The sequence below is a fragment of the Niallia taxi genome, from assembly GCF_004005475.1.
Classification (GTDB): Bacteria; Bacillota; Bacilli; order Bacillales; family Cytobacillaceae; genus Niallia; species Niallia taxi.
The window spans coordinates 938,355-957,867 of sequence record NZ_RZTZ01000001.1 but is presented as its reverse complement, the minus strand read 5'-3'; the positions used below and the strand labels follow the sequence as shown (position 1 = coordinate 957,867).

General features: G+C 36.8%; 24 protein-coding genes and 1 riboswitch. Of the genes, 17 read left to right on the top strand and 7 right to left on the bottom strand.

Going from position 1 to position 19,513, the window contains the following annotated elements:
• Positions 1 to 80: 80 nt before the first annotated feature.
• The 3 genes from nfsA (at position 81) to yhbH (ending at position 4,302) form a co-directional block, all read left to right on the top strand.
• A complete protein-coding gene (gene nfsA / locus EM808_RS04700; protein ID WP_127736553.1) occupies positions 81 to 830 on the top strand; it encodes an oxygen-insensitive NADPH nitroreductase in 750 nt (249 codons plus the stop codon).
• A gap of 175 nt (positions 831 to 1,005) precedes the next feature.
• Positions 1,006 to 2,901: a PrkA family serine protein kinase gene (locus EM808_RS04695; RefSeq protein WP_127736550.1), complete on the top strand. Its 1,896-nt coding sequence runs from the start codon at positions 1,006 to 1,008 to the stop codon at positions 2,899 to 2,901.
• Positions 2,902 to 3,126: 225 nt separating this feature from the next.
• Positions 3,127 to 4,302 carry a sporulation protein YhbH gene (yhbH, locus tag EM808_RS04690; protein ID WP_127736547.1) on the top strand — a complete coding sequence of 392 codons (1,176 nt, stop codon included), beginning with the start codon at positions 3,127 to 3,129 and terminating at the stop codon, positions 4,300 to 4,302.
• Between the two features lie 61 nt (positions 4,303 to 4,363).
• Here the strand turns inward: yhbH and EM808_RS04685 are convergent, their stop codons facing one another.
• Together EM808_RS04685 and EM808_RS04680 are read right to left on the bottom strand one after the other, a co-directional pair.
• Positions 4,364 to 4,570: a DUF5348 domain-containing protein gene (locus tag EM808_RS04685; RefSeq protein ID WP_127736544.1), complete on the bottom strand. Its 207-nt coding sequence runs from the start codon at positions 4,568 to 4,570 to the stop codon at positions 4,364 to 4,366.
• Positions 4,571 to 4,664: 94 nt separating this feature from the next.
• Complete coding sequence (locus EM808_RS04680; protein ID WP_127736541.1) at positions 4,665 to 5,291, bottom strand: YczE/YyaS/YitT family protein; 627 nt, start codon at positions 5,289 to 5,291, stop codon at positions 4,665 to 4,667.
• 121 nt (positions 5,292 to 5,412) lie between these two features.
• Here EM808_RS04680 and EM808_RS04675 point away from each other — a divergent pair, with 121 nt between their 5' ends.
• Positions 5,413 to 5,931: a GNAT family N-acetyltransferase gene (locus EM808_RS04675; RefSeq protein ID WP_127736538.1), complete on the top strand. Its 519-nt coding sequence runs from the start codon at positions 5,413 to 5,415 to the stop codon at positions 5,929 to 5,931.
• A gap of 40 nt (positions 5,932 to 5,971) precedes the next feature.
• Here EM808_RS04675 and EM808_RS04670 read toward each other — a convergent pair whose 3' ends face one another.
• Positions 5,972 to 6,271 (bottom strand): hypothetical protein, encoded by a 300-nt coding sequence (locus EM808_RS04670; RefSeq protein WP_127736535.1) that lies wholly within the window; start codon positions 6,269 to 6,271, stop codon positions 5,972 to 5,974.
• Between the two features lie 176 nt (positions 6,272 to 6,447).
• Between EM808_RS04670 and EM808_RS04665 the strand changes: the two genes are divergently transcribed.
• Together EM808_RS04665 and EM808_RS28905 are read left to right on the top strand one after the other, a co-directional pair.
• Positions 6,448 to 6,891 (top strand): HIT family protein, encoded by a 444-nt coding sequence (locus EM808_RS04665; RefSeq protein ID WP_127736532.1) that lies wholly within the window; start codon positions 6,448 to 6,450, stop codon positions 6,889 to 6,891.
• Between the two features lie 202 nt (positions 6,892 to 7,093).
• Positions 7,094 to 7,609 carry a hypothetical protein gene (locus EM808_RS28905; protein WP_182103728.1) on the top strand — a complete coding sequence of 172 codons (516 nt, stop codon included), beginning with the start codon at positions 7,094 to 7,096 and terminating at the stop codon, positions 7,607 to 7,609.
• 226 nt (positions 7,610 to 7,835) lie between these two features.
• Here the strand turns inward: EM808_RS28905 and EM808_RS04655 are convergent, their stop codons facing one another.
• A complete protein-coding gene (locus EM808_RS04655; protein WP_127736529.1) occupies positions 7,836 to 8,507 on the bottom strand; it encodes a cupin domain-containing protein in 672 nt (223 codons plus the stop codon).
• A 333-nt stretch (positions 8,508 to 8,840) separates the two neighbouring features.
• Between EM808_RS04655 and EM808_RS04650 the strand changes: the two genes are divergently transcribed.
• Both EM808_RS04650 and EM808_RS04645 read left to right on the top strand, forming a co-directional pair.
• Entirely contained in the window at positions 8,841 to 9,113 is a 273-nt protein-coding gene (locus EM808_RS04650; protein WP_127736526.1) for a CD3324 family protein, read from the top strand.
• 114 nt (positions 9,114 to 9,227) lie between these two features.
• Positions 9,228 to 9,878 (top strand): FusB/FusC family EF-G-binding protein, encoded by a 651-nt coding sequence (locus EM808_RS04645; protein ID WP_127736523.1) that lies wholly within the window; start codon positions 9,228 to 9,230, stop codon positions 9,876 to 9,878.
• A gap of 122 nt (positions 9,879 to 10,000) precedes the next feature.
• Here EM808_RS04645 and EM808_RS04640 read toward each other — a convergent pair whose 3' ends face one another.
• On the bottom strand, positions 10,001 to 10,231 hold the full coding sequence (locus EM808_RS04640; RefSeq protein WP_127736520.1) for a hypothetical protein: 231 nt from the start codon (positions 10,229 to 10,231) through the stop codon (positions 10,001 to 10,003).
• A 151-nt stretch (positions 10,232 to 10,382) separates the two neighbouring features.
• Between EM808_RS04640 and EM808_RS04635 the strand changes: the two genes are divergently transcribed.
• From EM808_RS04635 to EM808_RS04615, 5 genes are all read left to right on the top strand, one after another.
• On the top strand, positions 10,383 to 10,973 hold the full coding sequence (locus tag EM808_RS04635) for a hypothetical protein (protein ID WP_127736517.1): 591 nt from the start codon (positions 10,383 to 10,385) through the stop codon (positions 10,971 to 10,973).
• 166 nt (positions 10,974 to 11,139) lie between these two features.
• Positions 11,140 to 11,535: a YbaN family protein gene (locus EM808_RS04630; protein WP_127736514.1), complete on the top strand. Its 396-nt coding sequence runs from the start codon at positions 11,140 to 11,142 to the stop codon at positions 11,533 to 11,535.
• 96 nt (positions 11,536 to 11,631) lie between these two features.
• A complete protein-coding gene (locus EM808_RS04625) occupies positions 11,632 to 12,111 on the top strand; it encodes a VOC family protein (RefSeq protein ID WP_127736511.1) in 480 nt (159 codons plus the stop codon).
• Between the two features lie 14 nt (positions 12,112 to 12,125).
• Positions 12,126 to 13,031: a phosphotransferase gene (locus tag EM808_RS04620; protein ID WP_127736508.1), complete on the top strand. Its 906-nt coding sequence runs from the start codon at positions 12,126 to 12,128 to the stop codon at positions 13,029 to 13,031.
• A gap of 365 nt (positions 13,032 to 13,396) precedes the next feature.
• On the top strand, positions 13,397 to 13,843 hold the full coding sequence (locus EM808_RS04615) for a DUF6376 family protein (protein ID WP_127736505.1): 447 nt from the start codon (positions 13,397 to 13,399) through the stop codon (positions 13,841 to 13,843).
• Positions 13,844 to 13,879: 36 nt separating this feature from the next.
• On the opposite strand, the gene EM808_RS04610 is transcribed toward EM808_RS04615, so the two are convergent.
• Both EM808_RS04610 and EM808_RS04605 read right to left on the bottom strand, forming a co-directional pair.
• Positions 13,880 to 14,314, bottom strand: a complete 435-nt coding sequence (locus tag EM808_RS04610; RefSeq protein WP_127736502.1) for a DUF4395 domain-containing protein — start codon at positions 14,312 to 14,314, stop codon at positions 13,880 to 13,882.
• Between the two features lie 139 nt (positions 14,315 to 14,453).
• Positions 14,454 to 14,837, bottom strand: a complete 384-nt coding sequence (locus tag EM808_RS04605) for a helix-turn-helix domain-containing protein (RefSeq protein WP_127736499.1) — start codon at positions 14,835 to 14,837, stop codon at positions 14,454 to 14,456.
• Between the two features lie 169 nt (positions 14,838 to 15,006).
• On the opposite strand from EM808_RS04605, the gene EM808_RS04600 reads away from it, so the two are divergent.
• From EM808_RS04600 to EM808_RS04585, 4 genes are all read left to right on the top strand, one after another.
• The gene (locus tag EM808_RS04600) at positions 15,007 to 15,234 is read left to right on the top strand and encodes a helix-turn-helix transcriptional regulator (protein WP_127736496.1); all 228 of its coding nucleotides are present in this window, start codon (positions 15,007 to 15,009) and stop codon (positions 15,232 to 15,234) included.
• A gap of 355 nt (positions 15,235 to 15,589) precedes the next feature.
• Positions 15,590 to 16,399: a pyrroline-5-carboxylate reductase gene (proC, locus tag EM808_RS04595; protein WP_127736493.1), complete on the top strand. Its 810-nt coding sequence runs from the start codon at positions 15,590 to 15,592 to the stop codon at positions 16,397 to 16,399.
• Between the two features lie 234 nt (positions 16,400 to 16,633).
• A riboswitch (cyclic di-GMP riboswitch) is annotated at positions 16,634 to 16,717 on the top strand.
• A gap of 113 nt (positions 16,718 to 16,830) precedes the next feature.
• Positions 16,831 to 18,447: a GGDEF domain-containing response regulator gene (locus EM808_RS04590; RefSeq protein WP_127736490.1), complete on the top strand. Its 1,617-nt coding sequence runs from the start codon at positions 16,831 to 16,833 to the stop codon at positions 18,445 to 18,447.
• Between the two features lies 1 nt (position 18,448).
• Positions 18,449 to 19,498, top strand: coding sequence for a HEAT repeat domain-containing protein (locus EM808_RS04585; protein WP_127736487.1), 1,050 nt, complete (start codon positions 18,449 to 18,451; stop codon positions 19,496 to 19,498).
• Positions 19,499 to 19,513: the final 15 nt, after the last annotated feature.

The window sequence follows — 19,513 nt, the reverse complement described above, 5'->3', positions numbered from 1 at the left end:
AGAGCAGATTATTATTAGCTGTGAGCCTTTTTTATTATAATGAGGATAGACGAAATTACAAAAAGATGGAGATGTATGGAATGAACAATGTAATTGAGACGATGCTGAACCATCGTTCTGTAAGAAAATTCAAGGATGAGGCATTAACTCACGAGCAAATTAAAACGATTGTCGAAGCAGCTCAAAGTGCTTCAACATCAAGCTTCATTCAAGCATATAGCATTATCGGCATTACAGATAAAGAAAAGAAAAAGAAACTGGCAGAGCTTGCTGGCAATCAAAGCTATGTTGCTGAGAATGGACATGTATTCGTATTTTGTGCAGATCTGCATCGCCATGACGTTGCAGCGGCAATGGAAGGAAAGGATGTTTCTACATCCCTTGAAAGCACAGAGAAATTTATGGTCAGCTTAATTGATGCAGCCCTAGCAGCCCAAAATGCAGCTCTTGCTGCAGAATCAATGGGACTTGGTATTTGCTATATTGGCGGAATCCGTAATCAATTGCCAGAAGTGGTTGAACTGTTAAAAACACCGGACAGAGTGCTGCCATTATTCGCTATTGTCGCAGGTTATCCAGATCAGCATACAGATATTAAGCCAAGAGTACCTTTCCATCATGTGTATCATGAAAATGAATATGAACAGGATTTGGAAACGTACAAACAAGAGCTTGAAGAATACAACAACATTATATCTGCCTACTACCAAGAAAGAACAAACAACGAAAGAAGCGATACATGGACAGCCCAGATGATAGGCATGTTAGATAAAAAAGCACGATTATATATGAAGGAATTTGTAGAAGGAAAAAAATTCGATTTAAAATAAAGGGGAAAAAAGGAATTCTTATCGCGGGAATTCCTTTTTTTTCGGGCTTTTCTTCGGTTAGCTTAATAGCACTTCAGCTTGGTTTTTAAACAAAGCTTTCTTTTTAAGCATGTTCATTCTCCTGCCTGCATAGATTATATTAATCGTCTCTGATAAAGTGACAGGGGAGGTCCATATGAGTATATTAAAAAAAATCGAGATGTATAGACAGGAAGAAGACTTGCTTAAGTGGGAAGGAACATTTGCTGAGTATTTGGAAATTTTGAAGGAAAAGCCATGGGTAGCTCAATCAGCGCATTCACGTGTATACAATATGATTAAAGACGCTGGCATTGATGAAGTAAATGGGAAAAAGGAATATAAATTTTTCTCGAATCAGCTATTTGGTTTAGAAGGGTCATTAGAAAGCTTAGTAGAAGAGTATTTCCATCCTGCGGCAAAACGTCTAGATGTCCGAAAACGTATTTTGCTGCTTATGGGGCCAGTCAGTGGCGGTAAGTCGACACTTGTAACCATGCTGAAAAGGGGATTGGAAGAGTACACATACACAGACCGAGGCGCTGTATATGCAATTAAAGGCTGCCCGATGCATGAAGACCCTCTTCATATGATTCCGCTTAATTTACGCAAGGATTTTTACGATGAATATGGCATTCGCATTGAAGGTAATTTATCACCATTAAATTTAATGAGACTCCAGGAAGAATATAATGGGAAAATTGAAGATGTCATGATTGAAAGGGTCTTCTTCTCAGAAGATAAACGTACAGGAATTGGTACATTCAGTCCATCTGACCCGAAATCTCAAGATATTGCCGATTTAACTGGAAGCATTGACTTCTCGACAATCGCTGAATACGGATCAGAATCAGATCCGCGTGCCTATCGCTTTGATGGAGAATTAAACAAGGCGAACAGAGGGATGATGGAGTTCCAGGAAATGCTCAAATGTGATGAAAAATTCCTATGGCATTTGCTTTCTTTAACACAAGAAGGAAATTTCAAAGCTGGCCGTTTCGCTCTTATTTCTGCCGATGAATTGATTGTGGCACATACGAATGAAACAGAGTATCGCTCCTTTATTTCCAACAAGAAGAACGAAGCATTGCATTCTCGTATTATTGTAATGCCTGTGCCTTATAACTTAAAGGCATCTGAGGAAGAACGAATTTACGAAAAAATGATAAGAGAAAGTGATGTTGCAGATGTGCACATTGCTCCACATACATTAAAAATTGCCGCAATATTCACAATTTTAACAAGGTTGAAGGAGCCGAAAAAAGGCGATATTGACTTAGTCAAGAAGATGCGTCTTTATGATGGTGAAAGTGTTGAAGGCTTCAGTTCGGCTGACATTAAAGAATTACAGAATGAATATGGCGATGAGGGCATGAGCGGGATTGATCCACGTTATGTAATCAACCGTATTTCATCAACTATCATCCGTAAGGACATTACGACAATTAATGCATTAGACGTGCTTCGCTCCTTAAAGGATGGCTTGGATCAGCATTCATCCATTACGAATGAATTGCGTGAAAAGTATCTGAATTGCATTTCTCTTGCCCGCAAGGAATATGATGAAATTGCGAAAAAAGAAGTGCAAAAAGCGTTCGTTTACTCTTATGAGGAATCAGCTAAAACACTTATGGATAACTATTTGGATAATGTGGAGGCGTATTGCAATAAGAATAAGCTTCGCGATCCACTTACAGGTGAGGAAATCAATCCTGATGAAAAGCTGATGCGCTCCATTGAAGAACAAATTGGCATCTCTGAAAATGCGAAAAAATCATTCCGTGAGGAGATTCTTATCCGCATTTCTGCATATGCACGAAAAGGAAAAAGATTTGATTATAACTCTCATGACCGCTTGAGAGAAGCAATTCAGAAGAAGCTATTCGCTGACTTGAAGGATGTCGTTAAGATTACGACGTCCACTAAAACACCTGATGAGCAGCAGCTCAAAAAAGTGAATGAGGTCATTGCACGCTTAATTGATGAGCATGGCTACAATTCAACATCTGCAAATGATTTGCTGCGTTATGTTGGAAGTCTATTAAATCGCTGATGACTAAAGGGAGGAACGGGCATGGATTTGTCTGTTCCTTCTTTTATCCATATAGAAAATTAATTGTCATTTGACCATATTGTTTAATTATCTAAATTATTAGTAAATTATTTGAGTACCATGCATATCATAGAGTAATCACTAATTTTTTGGATGCAGTGCCCGAATTAGTTTATGCAGGGAACCAGAAAATGGTGCTAATAAATTTTTTTAGGAGGGGTAAAAATGACAAAGCCTGAAAATAACCACCAGTTTGTAATTTCCCAAGAAGATTGGTCCCTCCATCGTAAAGGCCATGATGACCAGCAACGACACCAGGAAAAAGTACAGGAGGCAATCAAGAATAATCTGCCCGATTTGATTACAGAAGAAAACATTGTTATGTCTAATGGAAGAGAAGTAGTGAAAATCCCTATACGTTCTTTAGATGAATATAAAATTCGCTATAATTATGATAAAAATAAACATGTTGGGCAAGGAAATGGAGATAGCCAAGTTGGCGATGTTGTGGCTCGAGATGGATCTGGCGGCCAAAAGGGACCTGGCAAAGGGCAAGGTGCCGGCGACCAGGCTGGCGAAGATTACTTTGAAGCAGAAGTGTCCTTAATGGAGCTGGAGGAAGCACTCTTTAAACAATTAGAGCTGCCAAATCTTAAGCGAAAAGAACAGGATCAAATCGTAGTTGAAAATATTGAATTTAACGATATTAGAAAAACTGGGCTCATGGGTAATATTGATAAGAAGCGTACGATGATGTCAGCCTTTAAACGAAATGCGATGAACAATAAACCAGGGTTTTATCCTATTTATCCAGAGGATTTGAAGTTTAAAACTTGGAATGAAGTAACAAAGCCGGAATCGAAGGCAGTTGTTCTTGCAATGATGGATACGAGCGGTTCAATGGGACTGTGGGAAAAGTATATGGCAAGAAGCTTTTTCTTCTGGATGACAAGATTTCTCCGCACGAAATATGAAACAGTCGAAATCGAATTCATCGCCCATCATACAGAAGCAAAAGTCGTGTCAGAAGAAGACTTTTTCTCTAAAGGAGAAAGCGGGGGTACTATTTGTTCGTCTGTATACCGTAAGGCACTCGAACTGATTGATGACAAATACGATCCAAACAGGTTTAATATTTACCCATTCCATTTCTCAGATGGCGACAATCTCACATCCGACAACGCACGCTGTGTTAAGCTTGTCGAGGAGCTGATGGAAGTGTCCAATATGTTTGGGTATGGAGAGGTAAATCAATACAACCGCCACAGTACATTAATGTCCGCCTACAAAAACATCTCTAACGAAAAGTTTAGGCATTACTTGTTGAGACAGAAGGCAGATGTCTTCAACGCGATGACGAGCTTTTTCCGTAAGGAAGAGAATGGGAAGATGTATGCGTAAACTAGTAAAACACAGCTCTTTAAAGGGCTGTGTTTTTGTTTATTTCTCGTTTACCTAAGTATTAAACAACATTAGGGTACTTGGCGATTAAGCCTTCCATAGGGATATCTGCAAAGCCGACCAAATAATAATCATCATTATTATGATGCACAGTGGTTTTAATCCATTGATCCTTAATGAGGGCTTCAATGTCGTCATCTGCTGTAAAATATTCGCCATTTGGTAAAGCATATCTGCCTTGTTCATTTTTAGCTAATTCTGCATACATGATTATCAGCTCCTTATTGCTACATAGCATTAACGTTTTTATCGGTTCATAAACCTTATATTAAGGCAAATTAAAGTATAGCAGGAGCTTAGTATTATATTTTTTCAGAATGCTGCTGGTCTTCTGATTTTATATAGTGGTTTAAGGTCTTTTCGGTATATGGCATGAAGAACTGGAGAACCATTCCCCCTAAACAAACAGTAAGTAAAGTACCGATACCAATTGGTCCATTTAGTAATACTGCCAAAATCAAAAATAAAAGATAAATGAATGTTCTTGCAAAAAACATATTTGTGTTCGTTAATTCTTGGATAATTAATGTTAATCTGTCCACTGGTATTGGAGCAATATTTGTGTGTAAGTAAATAGCAGTACCAAGTCCGATAAGAACTAACCCAATCGTAAAGCATACTCCTTTACTGTACCAAAGCTCAGGTGTTAGGAAGCTGTCCATAATAAATAGCCATATATCAATAAAAATACCTGTTATAAATGCTGTTAATAGTCCTACAATTTCCGGTTTTTGTTTCGTTAATAAGGCGTTGCAGGTTATTAGGATAACAGCGAGAATTATTTCCCAGCTTCCAACAGTTAAGCCTATCCTCATGGACAAGCCAACTAAAAGTGCATCAAAAGGTGAAGTCCCAATATCTGATCGAATCGTAAAGGAAATACCAAAGGTTAAGATGGCAATTCCTAAAATATAAACAATGTATTTCACATTACTCCTCCTGATAATTGTTGCATATACAACAAAGTTGAGATATACTCACTATAAGTAATAATTGTTGTAATTGCAATAAAAATATGGGGTAGAAACGAAAAAGGAGGAACATATTTAAATGACTATTACGATAAAAAAATGCATGATAGAGGATGTTAACATGCTCCAAGAAATCAGCTATGAAACATTTAACGAGACATTTAAGGATCAGAATTCACCTGAAAATATGGCCTCCTATTTGGAAAAGGCATTTACTATAGAACAGTTAAAAACAGAACTGAAAAATCCATCTTCCCAATTCTTTTTTGTTTTTGTTCATAATGAAATCGCCGGATATTTAAAGGTCAATACAGACAATGCTCAGTCTGAAGCTATTGGGGCAGACTCACTTGAGGTGGAGAGAATATATGTAAAGAGCAAGTATCAAAAGCTTGGGCTTGGGCAACAGCTGTTTAATAAGGCAATAGACGTTTCCTATGAGCTTAATAAAAAGAAAATTTGGCTTGGTGTATGGGAAAAAAATGAAAATGCTATCGCCTTTTATAAAAGAAACGGATTTGTTCAAACTGGTGCCCATTCCTTTTATATGGGAGAGGAGGAACAAATAGACTTTATCATGACTAAAACAATTCTGTGAAAAAAAATCGGGAACTGTACTGCTCCCGATTTTCCTCTATCTATTCTTTTACACCATCTGGATAATTCCGCATATGATGCTTATCACCTAAATGATTAAAATCATCAACCGTTTTTCGTAATTCATTAACTAGTGTAAACTTTACGTCATTAATTGTTTTATAAAAGGCATGCTCTTCACAACCGTCAGGCTTAACTCCTGCAAGTGCATCTGAGGATACTATGCGACGATGTTCCTCCGTCAGCTTATTAAGTGCTTCCAGTACATGCTGCGTGTATTTGGCTACATTTTTATGTTCTGCTCTTAATTGATCTTGTAACTCTTGAATATGTTTGTCCATCCTAAACCCTCTTTTCATGTATTAAGGAACGAGCTATTTAATAATATGTTCTCAAAAAATGTTCACATATTACGTGGGAATTTTACCCTCTATTATTATTTTTTAAGCAGGAGATTCCTTTTTTTGCAAAGAATATTGTTTTAGGAACGAGTGCTTGTAAATCGAACTAGAGGGTAGTGAGGATTTTGACTTGTATAGGGTGTAATTTAGCACATAAAAAGCTTCCAGTGCATGTAGTGTTTGAAAATGATTATGTTTGCTGTATTTTAGACCATGACCCATACAATGAAGGCCATGTATTAATAGTAACAAAGAAACACTTTGAGGATATGGATGAACTGGATGCAGAAACAGCAAGCTCTTGTTTCCAAGCAGCAAGTGTAATATCAAAAGCGGTAAAGACCCTTTATAAACCAGATGGGATAACGATTTGTCAAAATGGAGGAGTTTTTAGCGAGTTATCACATTTTCATATGCATATTGTTCCAAGATATAAGCAACAGGCTTTCGCAGCTTTTTATTTAGATGATCCGTTTGTTAATGCAAATTTAAGAAATAAGCTATTAAAAACTCAAACTGACTTAAAAGCAGCTATTCAAGAGATAAATGAGCTGATATAACTGGTGGCTCTGAAAAAGGACTGTGGTGTACTTTAAAAAAGTGCGCCTGTTTTTTGTGTCTATCTTTTATGGTGTCAAATGTTAACTTCCACGCTTTTATTATTTCTATTAAAATGGACGAACTCTTGGGGAAATGCGGTTTCTTTAAAGGACAAGCATTAATATAGTATAGAGTATTAAGAATTCATGAGGGAGGAGCTAATTGATGAAATTTAAATTTGAAATTTTGTTATTTGAAAAGCATAAGCAACACAAAGGGCACCAAGAAAACAAAGGTAAAAGTATGGAAGTGGACAAGCCATTGGACGATATGGCAATAGAAGAAAATTCAACTGATAAAGGAGAAGATAGTATGATGATGCCTCCAAATGGAGAAAATCCGTGGGATAAAAAGAAAGATGACGACAAAAAACACGATGACAAGAAGCATGATGATAAAAAACACGATGACAAGAAGCATGACGATAAAAAACATGATGATAAAAAACATGACGATTATGCTAAATATATCTCTATTACAGAACAAGGCCTGTTTGCAGGGATAGCTAGAAATCAAGGTATTTACTTTACACTGCAAGCTACTGTTCCTTTCTATGGTCAACCAACGTATGGAACATACCAAGGATTAATCAAAGATAACACAGGAGTATATGCTTTAATACTTGTTGGTACAGATCTATACCGTATCAACGTCCGCGATTTTGTTACAGTTGTTTAATAAGATGTCTTCTTAATAATCTTCTAATTTAATTTCACAACCCCTCTCTATCATGTCTTCTTAATACATTTCCAATCGCAAATTTTTAAAAGCTTTTCTCAGAATGAAGCGCACCCTAATTAGTAGGCTATGTCTACTAATTAGGGTGCCTTTTTTTTAGCTTTATTGGATATGAGGATATTACTATAAATAAAAATTTAAGGTTTGCCATGCTGGATTGTCGCATTTACAGCTTCATGTTTTTAAAGCCAATATTAACTACTATTTCTTCTGACTTCAGGTGTTTGGATTGGTTACCGGATGTTGTAATGGTCGAATTCTTTGTATTCGTTTCGTTGCGGACTGCAGATTTAGATGGTGGTCCGATTTCAACTGCAGCATCAATGGGGCTTAAAATGTCCGCTATTTTGTCTGCAGCAACACCATATGAAAGCTGATATACCTCTGGTGGGGTAAGCCGCAGCATATTGGAGCCTAACGCTGTTTCAAATTGGTCATTGTTGAAAAAGAGGTGCATATGCAGTTTATCTGACAAAGCAGTTATCCAATGCCACCAGCCCATAGGGATAAATACAACTTGACCAGCTTTGGCAATATAACTGTGCAATTTATTTGTATCAGGATCAACAATAGAAATTTGTGCTTCACCTGAGACAATGACATCTAATTCCCATGAATTAGGATGCCAATGCGGCTCTCGTATATGCCCACTTGAAAGATACACATCTGCAAAAGCGCCACCAACCATTGCCGGGAGCTGGGTTGAGGTCACTTTATAAATAATATTATCAGCGTCCTTTTCAAACTCGACATTGTTTTTAGCATCAAAAAAGAGATTAGGAGTCCCACTTGTCTTCTTTATGTTTGAATTATCAGGGACAAAACCAGACGTACTCATCCTCTTTTCCTCCTGTCTTCAAAGCTTTTATGTGCATAAAAGGGTTCTGTAACGATATATGTATAATGGGCTTGGATTGTGAATGCGCCACTCAAAGAGAGAAAAACAATTTAATTGCTGAGTAAACTTCGTTATAATAAAAACGTAAAGGAGGTGCTTACATATGGATAATCATAAAGAATTATCTAGTACTTCATCCACTCATGCAAAGCCTGTTATTGGAAAGGCGATACTTTGCATGGGGCGAAATAATTAACATATCGCTTAATAAGCTTTTCTAATAATTTTGGCTTTGCTCCTTTTATTCATAAATAAATAAGGGGTGGAGCGAAATTGAAATATACAAATGCAAATAAGGTACTTCCTGAAAAGCTCATTTTGGAAATCCAGAAATATATTCAGGGAGAGACTCTATATATTCCTAAGCAGCAATCAGAATATCGGGAATGGGGAAGTTCAAGTGGAGGAAGGCAGCAGCTCGATTGCCGCAATGCCAAAATAAGAAATTCCTTTATAGAAGGCAGAAGTATTCCTCAATTAGCGGAGGAATATTATCTTTCTTTAGAAACGATAAAGAAAATAGTTTATTCACATAAAAAGCACTGATGCTTACATCAGTGCCTTTTTTATGTAAAAAACATTTCTAAGTTATTTTATCCATTTAAGCAAGACGTACCAGCATTTAGAATAAGGATAGAAATAATGAAATGGAGATACGAAATGACTAACAAGTTTATCAATAATGAACAGTTTAATTATGTGAAAAGCCAGATTGCTTTAATAAACGATAGCATGAAAAAAAATGTACCTGAAAAAGTGTTAATGGCTGTGATTGATTTAGCTAATAGCAGAATCTCTGCCCTTTTTCCAAATGCATCAATGGAACAACAAAACATGCTGGATATTTCGAAACTAAAATCAGATAAAGAATATAATCAATATATCGAGGGTCTTGCAACCTATTTATTACCCTTTCCATTAGTTACCGAGCAGCAGCTGAAAAAAATGTTTCCAAAGCAAAAAAAACTAAAGCTGCCTGATTTAGAGAGTATAGATTACAGCAAGCTTACTTATTTATGCTGGAATGATTTAAGGTCGAATAAAAAGTTTATTGTCTATGAGTTGAATGGAAAGCTCGTCGGCATTGAAGGCAGTTTAACGCCAACAAGTAAAAAAAATCTTTGCACCTTTTGTAACTGCTTCACAGAGGTATCCTATTTTTCTACTATCACCAAAGCAAAAAAGTCAAAAAATCCAGATTACTATAAAGCGATTGGTAATTTAATTTGTACAGACAGTACCGAATGCAATCAGCAAATAACTAATGTTGAGCATTTAACTGCTTTTTTGAGTGAGGCACTTGCTAAATAAAAGTAAAGAGGCATTTTACTCTGAAAAATATCATTCGAAAGACGATATTTTTTTGGATTATAATGCCTTTTTTTTTGAAAACTATTAAAAAAAAGACAGTTCCACTAACTAGTGTCTGCCTATTACAACCACATAGCAAAAAGGGTGAAGCCAACCATTATGACAAGAAAGGCGGCAAGCACATAGCCGGCATATCGGACAGGCTTTGGGAATGTACTGACATTATAATCCTGCTCTGGGAAACGATCGCCAGTTACTTGCTGTGCTGCTTTAAATTCAGAGGGCACAAATATTTCTTCCTTATTGTTTACATATTTAGTTTCATCAATTTGTGTTTCATGGATTTTGTTCATGTAATTACCTCCATTTTTAAAATATGGAAATATATGCTGTTTATATTGTGGCAGATAGTCTAAAAAAGTGCAATTATTTTCCTTGTTAGGGAGTATTAAGAAGTGATTTGGAGATGTTAATTAGCAAAAAGAAAAATGTGGGTGTTTGTAAATGAAACAGGAACAACAGCAAATGGTCGATAAGATGAGGGAAATGACGGTCAAGGGGGATAACTTTCATACAGAGTATTGGAGGCGTTTTGCTGATTTTGAGAACTGGCATTTCTGGCTTAATATTATTTTCCTCTTAGCGCCACTTATTCTTTTGCTTATATTCATTGATCGTAAAAGGATTTTCCAAATTTTATTCTTTGGCTTTGCCATTCATGCATTGATGAATTATTTAGATTCTGTTGCAGTATTGAAGGGACTTGTCTTTCATCCCTTTTCACTTACACCATTGATGAATATTAACTTATCTATTAACACATCGTTCATTCCGGTGACATTTATGCTGACATATCAATATTGCTTGAACCGGAACAAAAATGTGTATATTGGTGGTATTTTCGCAAGCATCGGAACAGGAATCGTGCTTGGTGGCTTTGCGAATGCAATTGACTATATCCAGCTTTATCACTGGATGAATGTGGGTTTTATTTTTCTGTTTGATTATCTTCAGTTTGTTATTGCTGTATTGCTAGTAAAGTTTTTTATGTATTTAGGTGAGAAAAAGGGTAGGAAAGATCAAATGATTGAATAATTCTTTATTTGTTCACATAAAAGTGAATTTTGGGGTATACATTAAAAAAGATCATTCAAGAAGGTTCATATACGTCTATAATAAAGGTATAAAAAAATCTGGTCTATTATATTAATGAATACTAATTAATCAAGTGCGTTTGGATGAAAGGAGCAAATATTGAAAAGTGAAGCAATTATATAAATGGATTTATATTGTGCTAGGAACGATATTTTTAGGAATCGGTATTCTCGGGATATTTCTGCCATTACTACCAACAACTCCGTTTTTGCTGCTAACATCATTTTTTTACACACGAAGCTCAGAAAGGCTAAATGCATATTTTCGTTCAACCAGATTTTATGAGGAATACGTTAAAGGGTTTAAAAAAGGAGAACTAACGAAAAAACAAAAAATAAAAATTTTGGCCACCTGCTATATATGCATTGGAATAAGTGCTTACTTTGCACCGCATATGTATATGCGGTTAATTCTTGCCTGCATTGCCATTGTCCAGTTAATTTCAATGTTCATTATTAAAACAAAGGCTGATGAACCGAAGGACATTATTATAAAAAAATGATTAATAGGAGCTTTGGATAAATTCCAGCTCTTTTTTGTTTGACTCAAATGGGGATGGGAATATATAGAAATATAAAAAAGATTAGGAGAGATGATTTTGGCAGTTATTACACATATTGGACTTGCAGTGGATAATTTAGATAAAGCAATTGATTGGTATGAAAATACACTTGGCTTTAAGTTAATCGCTGGACCATATTCCTTTTCTCAGGAAAAAGAAGACAGTGAAAATATGACAAATGATTTATTAGGAAAGCAAATTAAAAAAATGCGTAATGCTCATTTAACTGGCGATAACCAAGTAGGGGTTGAACTGTTTGAGTTTCAAGATCCTAAAACGAGCATGAAGCAAAGACAAATACACGAAGCTGGTTTTTTTCATATTTGTTTAGTTGTTGATAATGTGGAAGAAAAGGCAAAGGAAATAAGCAGAACCGGTGGGACAATTAGAAGTGATATTTGGAATACATGGCCAGGGAAGCCGTATCATTTAGTATACTGTGAAGATCCCTTCGGAAATATTATTGAACTTTATTCGCACAGTACGGAGCTGATGTATGGAAACAAAGAAACCTAAAAAGAGGTGGGAAAATGGGAGAAGCTTGGTCACCAGAGATTGTGGTAGAAAAGGAATTGGCAGTTCGATTAATTGGCAAGCAGGTTCCAGAAATATGGATGGAGACGATTAAGGAACTGGGGGAAGGCTTTGATAATACGATATTTTTAGTTAATGGCCAATATGTGTTTCGTTTTCCGCGCAGGCAATTAGCGGAGAATCTTTTGAGGACAGAGGCTGCTTTACTGCCATTTCTTCAACCTTTGTTACCGATAAAAATACCAGTGCCAATATTTTTTGGTGAAAAATCCAAAGAGTATAAATGGAGCTTTTTAGGATATGAATTTCTTCCAGGTGATATGCCGGCTGAATTAGATAAAAGTAATCGCTCAAAACTCATTCGGCCACTTGCAGAGTTTCTAAAATGTCTCCATCATATACCTGTTGCCAAACTAACGGATATATCTGTTCCATATGATACAATTGCCCGCCTCGATATAGAAAAGCGGAAGCCTAGAATGATCGAAAAGCTGAAATATTTGTTGGAGCTTAATGAGAGTCCGATTCTACATATGGCGATAAACTATGCACAGAAAGTTGAGCCAATCGAGGTGCCAAAAAGGGATGTACTAGTGCACGGTGATCTTCACTTAGGCAATATGCTTGTTAATCAAAACAAGGAATTAACTGCGATTATTGATTGGGGCGATGTGCATCTCGGCCATCCGGCAATCGATTTGGCGATTTGTTATAGTTTAATCTATAAAGAAGAAAGGGAAGCATTTTTCGCCATTTATGGAGAGGTGGATGCTATTTCCTTGGAGCTTGCTAAGTTTAAAGCAGTTTATACACTTGTATTGCTGCTTGCATATGCCTCAGATAAAGGGAGTAGGAAATTGTATGAGGAAGCAATAATAAGTCTTGCTATTGCACTAAGCTAAACAAGGTGCTTATTTGACTGAAATTTCATGATATTATATAATATAGCTAATAATTGAATGAACATATCCTTTGTCAAAAGGGGAGTAACTGAGACAATAAAGTCGTCAATACAGGTCAGTGAGACCTCGGCTTTGTTGGCAACATATGTTGTTTGTGAGACCTTTGCCATTTATTTGGTGAGGTCTTTTTGTTATGCCTATTTTATAGAATTTAATGAAGGGAGGGAAAAAAATGTCTACATTAAAAAAGCTTATGAAAAAGTATGTGCAAAAGGAAGGAGCTAAAATTCTGAAAGAAAAGGGGCTGCCCTTATTAAAAAAAGAATGGGAAAAGCGCAAGGGAAAAAAGTAAAGGAGTGATTTTAATGAAAAAATTATTGTTAGCTTTACCTATGCTGCTGGTAATTGCAGCAGGCTGCTCACCTGTTGAAGAGACGAAAAACACTATTACTTATGTTAATGAAGCAACAGAGTATGCCAATGAGGCAGCAACATTTGCTGAAGAGCTTCCAGCAATGGCACAAGACGCTGTTACAAATCCAGAGACAGCTGAAAAGCTGGAGAGCACATTAAAGGATTTTCAAGCGCAAATTGAAGAGTTTAATCAAGTGGAGGTACCAAAATTAATGGAAGATTTAAATGGGCAAATAAGTGCGCAAAATGAAAAAATTCAAGCTGGTGTCGAGGATGCGATTACAGCTATCGAGGAAGGTACCTTTCAGCCTGATATTCTTCAAAACAGTGAACTGCTGAATTCATTGCAGGACATTCAAGGAATATATGAAAATATCCAAAAGCTAGGGAATGAATAAAGCTTCTGGCAGTGCGGCAGTCAGTGACTGCCGTTTTTATTTTGTCTTAGCAGCATTCCTGCGATACTGGTATTGCTTCCACTGAAAGCGGATAAAGCAGCCAATACAGAAGCCGAGTATAGCAATAATGGAGGCAAGACCTACCATTATCGTAAAGGCAGTTCCAAGGATGCTCCAGCCTAATTGAAAGGAAAGGACAGCCCCTGCAAGGCAGATTACAGCAATGACTTGGTTAAATGCCTGCTGATCCCAGTCTTCCGCTATATATTCACTTCTTTTTTTTCTTAGGAAAATAGCTGCAAATTTCATGATTGGATTCCATTTAAAAAGTAAGCCAAGCAGTCCTGCAATAAGGGGGATGAGCAATACCCAGTGCAAATGAAAGAGCAGGCTAAATAAGGTAGAAAGAAATATGACCCATTGGTTTGTTCGTACAAGGGGACGAGGAATTGTTTTGAGTGTGTCTGTCATTATTACCAACCTTTCTTATGTGATTTATTATCATTGTACGCTTTGCACATAAAAAAGTTAAGTGTATTCTAACCCAAAACAAAGTCAGGTTTTTTATGGGGGATAATGAAGGTACTAAGGAAAATCTTCGTACATAGATTTATAGTTTGCTTTCTTCCTGTAAAAAGGACCAAAAACGAAATAATTGCCCGGCAACCTTTTCTGGGTTTTCCTTTAGAGCGTGATGAAGATCAGGATACCTTTGGAGGGCTACAAGAATACTGTAATCTTCTGCAGGAATTGCTAAGTGCATGTCGCTGCCGTATTGTGAAGCAGTTTCCATAACTGCAGATCTTCCTAAAAGATAATCTGTGCTTACATTAAAGTAATCTGCGAGATTTTGCAGTGTTTCCGTATCTGGCTTACGATTGCCATTTTCATATCCAGAAATAGACACTTTTGTTACGTTCATTGCATCTCCTAATATTTGCTGTGAAATATTAGCTGACTTTCTAAGAGCCTTTAGTCTTTCTGGAAAACTCATATATTTTCCTCCCGTTCTTCTAAGATGCTTCTATTATAAGTTAACTTATAGCTAACAGTAAATGTTCACAAATAAGTTAACTAATTAGTGATTAGGTTGTTGAAGTTAACCTCTGGTTTACGTATAATAGAAGGAGATAAAACGGCTATGACTGGGAAGAGGTGATAGGATGACTAGAATTAAATTGCGCTATATTAGGAAGGAGTATGGCTATACTTATCAGCAAATGGCCAGTAAGCTAGGCATCACGAAGTCCTACTATTGGCAAATTGAGAATGGGAAAAGAGGTCTATCATATGATAATGCGCTAAAAATAGCAAGCATATTTCAGAGGAATCCAGATGACATATTTCTACCAGAGAACAATCATATGAGCCGTCTAGCAAATACCGAATAGGTTAGTAAAGAATATGAAATTTAAGAGATGTTTGCCCCGCTTTTAGCGATTTTTGATAAACATTTAACATTGCTTCTATTATAACAAAAATAAAGTGCTGCAGTGAAACTGGAATGAGCAAGATCTGTATATATGTTTAGTGCAGAACTTATCTCTTTAACTTGCGGATAAGGTATCTCGCGAAATTAAAATGCTTTTCATCTGTTTCTCCTCTTTTTATTACCGTTTCTATTTAATAGAAATACCGCTGCAAATCTCATTGCCCCTTCTTATCACAATTTTCCGAATGGGATTGATTTTCTCTCTTTACTGTGTAAAAGTAGAGAATATAAATAGAGGAGGACGGTTTGTAAACATGAATAAAAAGACAATTAGTTTTATAGGCAGCGGCAAAATGGCACAGGCGATTTTCGGCGGCATGCTAAAGGCAGGATTCACAAGCCATGAGGCGTTAATTGCAAGTGCGAAAACAGCAGCTACTGCTGAAATGGTGACTAAAAAATATGAAATCAAGACAACAACAGATAATAGGGTAGCAGCATCTTACGGTGATATTGTTGTCCTTGCTGTAAAACCTTATTTGCATACAGAAGTATTAAATGAAATTAAGGAATCCTTAAAGGAGGATGCTATCATTGTAACAATTGCTGCTGGGGTTGATATTTCTTATATGCAAGAGCAATTATCAATGAGTAGTAAAATTATTAGAACAATGCCAAATACACCGTCCCTAGTAGGTGAAGGAATGACAGTAATTTGTCCGAATAAAAATATAACGGAAGAAGAATTACAGTATACTGTCGACCTTTTTTCATCTTTCGGTAAGGTTGAAGTGATGGAAGAACGTTTGATGGATGCTATACCTGCTATCAGCGGCTCCTCCCCTGCATATGCATTTCTGTTTATTGAAGCGCTGGCAGATGGTGGTGTTCGAAGCGGCATCCCGAGAGAAACCTCTTATCGGCTCGCAGCGCAAAGTTTGCTTGGTGCAGCGAAGATGGTTCTAGAAACCGGTAAGCATCCTGGCATTCTCAAGGATGAGGTTTGTACACCAGGTGGTACGACAATTGAAGCGATCGCCACATTGGAGCAATTGCAGTTTAGGGGAACAATTATGGCTGCAATGGATAACTGTACAAGAAAGAATAAAGAATTACAAAAATAAGCAGGATAGGATATACGTACTAGGTATATTCGTTTTGCTCCTTATAAACATAAAACAAAAAAGTCCATGCTGTGAGTCTTTCCTAACAGCTTGGACTTTTTTCGTGAACAAAAATAGGTCATTATTCCTTTGTATTTCTCGCATTTCAGCTTTTAAGTTCAGCATGATTTATGTATAATAAGCATTATTCAATCTCAATAACATCAATAATACTAGCTTATTTATGATAATAATAGACCTTTTGGACTGCATTGAAAAACAGCTTTTATTTGGGCACTTAAGCTGTTTGGAGCAACTAGTGCAACCGGCCGTTATTCATGAGTTTAGCTGGTTTTTTTTTATTTATGAGGGGAAAGCTAACCAGACAAAACACAGAACGGCAGAGATAGATACATTTTTAGGTAAGGGAATATGTAAATGAGGTGTGGCAAATGATTTTCGATAAATATAAAAGCATATTGATTACGAAGATGAAAAATCAGCTTACAGGCTGGTTTGATAACAATGAGCAAGCATCGATTGAAAATAGGGATGTTTATCGATTTTTGCATTCTATTAAAGGGACATCTGGAACATTGGAGCTTGATTTGCTTTACAGCATTTCCTCAGAGCTGCTTGCGAAGGTGGAAAATAGAAAAAGCCCGTGGTCCATCCAAGAGTTAAGAGACTTTTTGAACGGGCTTATGGAAATTAGCTATGAATATGAACATTTTCACGAGGAAATAGGGAAAACACCTGACTTAAGGGATGGTGATGCACCACTTATTCAAATTATTGACGATGACATTTCCCTGCTTATCTTCCTTAAGGATAAATTAGAAAGCAAAGGATGGATGGTTATTGCCAACACGACTGCAGAAAAGGCGATAGAGCAATACTATAATATGCATCCTGATTGCATCATTATTGATATTAACCTGCCTGAGCAGTCTGGCTTTGAGGTGCTTAGTGTTATCCAAAAACATACAAATAGAGCATTCATTCCGAAAATAATGTGCAGTATTAAAACAGACAGGGAATCAAGAATTGAGGCTTACAAAAAGGGTGCGGATGACTTTATTGAGAAGCCGATTGATGTCGAGGAATTCTTAATACGAGTGGAACGGCATTTAGAAAGAAAGAAAATATTCGACCAATCTGTGTTAATTGACGAATTGACCCAGGTATATAATCGTAAATTTCTTAAGGACTCTTACAGTAGGTTTATCAGTGATATGGCAAGGCTTAATTCTAACGGAACAATTGCTGTTTTAGACATTGATTATTTTAAGCGCGTCAATGATACATATGGGCATATTGTCGGTGACAAGGTGCTGATGGAATTCGCTCAGTTTTTGAAAAGAAGTATTAGAAGTACAGATACACTTTTCCGTTATGGTGGAGAAGAATTTGTGATTTTGTTCCAGAGGGCGACAGAAACAGAAATAAAAGAAGTATTGGAGCGTATGCTTGAAGAGTTTTCACAAATAGACTTTAAAGACGGTGAACAAACCTTCCGACTTACATTTTCAGCCGGAATCTATCGAATTGAGAACAAAGAAATAGGCTTGCATTCAGCAATAAAAACCGCAGATGAAGCGTTATATTTGGCGAAGGAGAGTGGCAGAGCAAGGGTGGAAACAGCCAATAAGCTCAAGATTTCAAAAGCCACAAAGCAATTGAATGTGTCGATTGTGGATGATGATGCACTTATCCGCTCCATCTTAATCAATATTTTTAGCTCCTTGGAGTTCGATAATATCAGTCTTGACGTGAAAGCCTATGAAGATGGAATGCAATTCCTTGATTCAGACAGGCTGACACAAAATGGAATTCACTTCTTAATTTTGGATGGGATTATGCCTGTTATGGACGGTCTTGAAATTCTACAAATAGTCAAGAAATCCCAGCACCGCAATAATGTTCATGTACTCATGCTGACTGGTAGAAAAAGTGAAAATGATATTGCGGAAGCATTGAAGCTTGGAGCGGATGATTACGTGACAAAGCCTTTTAGTTTGACAGAGCTGCAGGCGAGAATTGTCCGTCTCATTAAAAGGATGGTTTAACGTGGCAAAGGAAATTATTTTATTAGCGGCTGTGGCTGCAGGTTCCATTCTGATCTTGCTTGTACTCCTTGCTTATCTAGTAATTAGAAAGGTATTAGAAAACAGCAGGCGTAAACAGATAAACGAAATAAAGGAAAATATAGCACAGGATGTCTTTCTAACTCTTCAGGACAAACGTAACGAGTTTGTCTTTACTGCTGAGTCATTACTTGAAAAGAAGGCGCTTGAAGAGCTTCTTACAAAGTATACGGAAGTGCTTGAAGGTGAACAGGAGAAGGAAAGCTTAAGAGTGCTAGCAGCAGCTAACTTAACAGATTATTATCAAAAAAACGTAACTGCTCGAAAATGGAGCACGCGTATGAATACACTTTATCATATTGAAAGCTTCCAACTTGAAATGCTAAAGGATGAATTGATTCATTTGGCTGAGGCAGATTCTAAGCGATCGAAGGAGGAAAAAATCCAAATATACCGGATTCTTGCTTCTTTCCAGTATGAGGGTATCTTTTCACTTATTAATAAGCAGGAATATTTAGCAGAAAAGGATTATCGAAGTATATTGACAAGATTGGACAAAGATATCTTTGCGAGCATGCTCGAGCGGTTTGAAGAATGTGTGGGAGAGCTAAAGCTGGCAATTCTTGACATAGTGGGTGTTAGAAAGGAGCTTGAGTATATCCGATTCTTGGAGGATGTGTTCAACTCCTATGAAGGAGAGCTAAGACTAAGAGCTTTAAAGGCCATTTCTAATATTGGATTTGTTCCAAGCATAGATAATTATCTGCCACTATGTCAATCAGATGTTTGGCAGGAAAGAATGATGGCTGCAAGGCTGCTTGGGTTTGTTAAAGGGGATACCGCTTTATTGCTCTTAAAGAAGCTGCTTCATGACAGGTCATGGTGGGTTAGGTCTCAAGCAGCTGAGTCAATTATGAAATTTAAGACTGGAATGGTCGTGCTTGAAGATGTACTTCAGCATTCCACAGATCCCTTTGCAAGAGATATGGCTTGGGAATGGATCAATAAAGGTCAAATAAAAGGAGCTAATTAAGTTGGTTTTAGAATG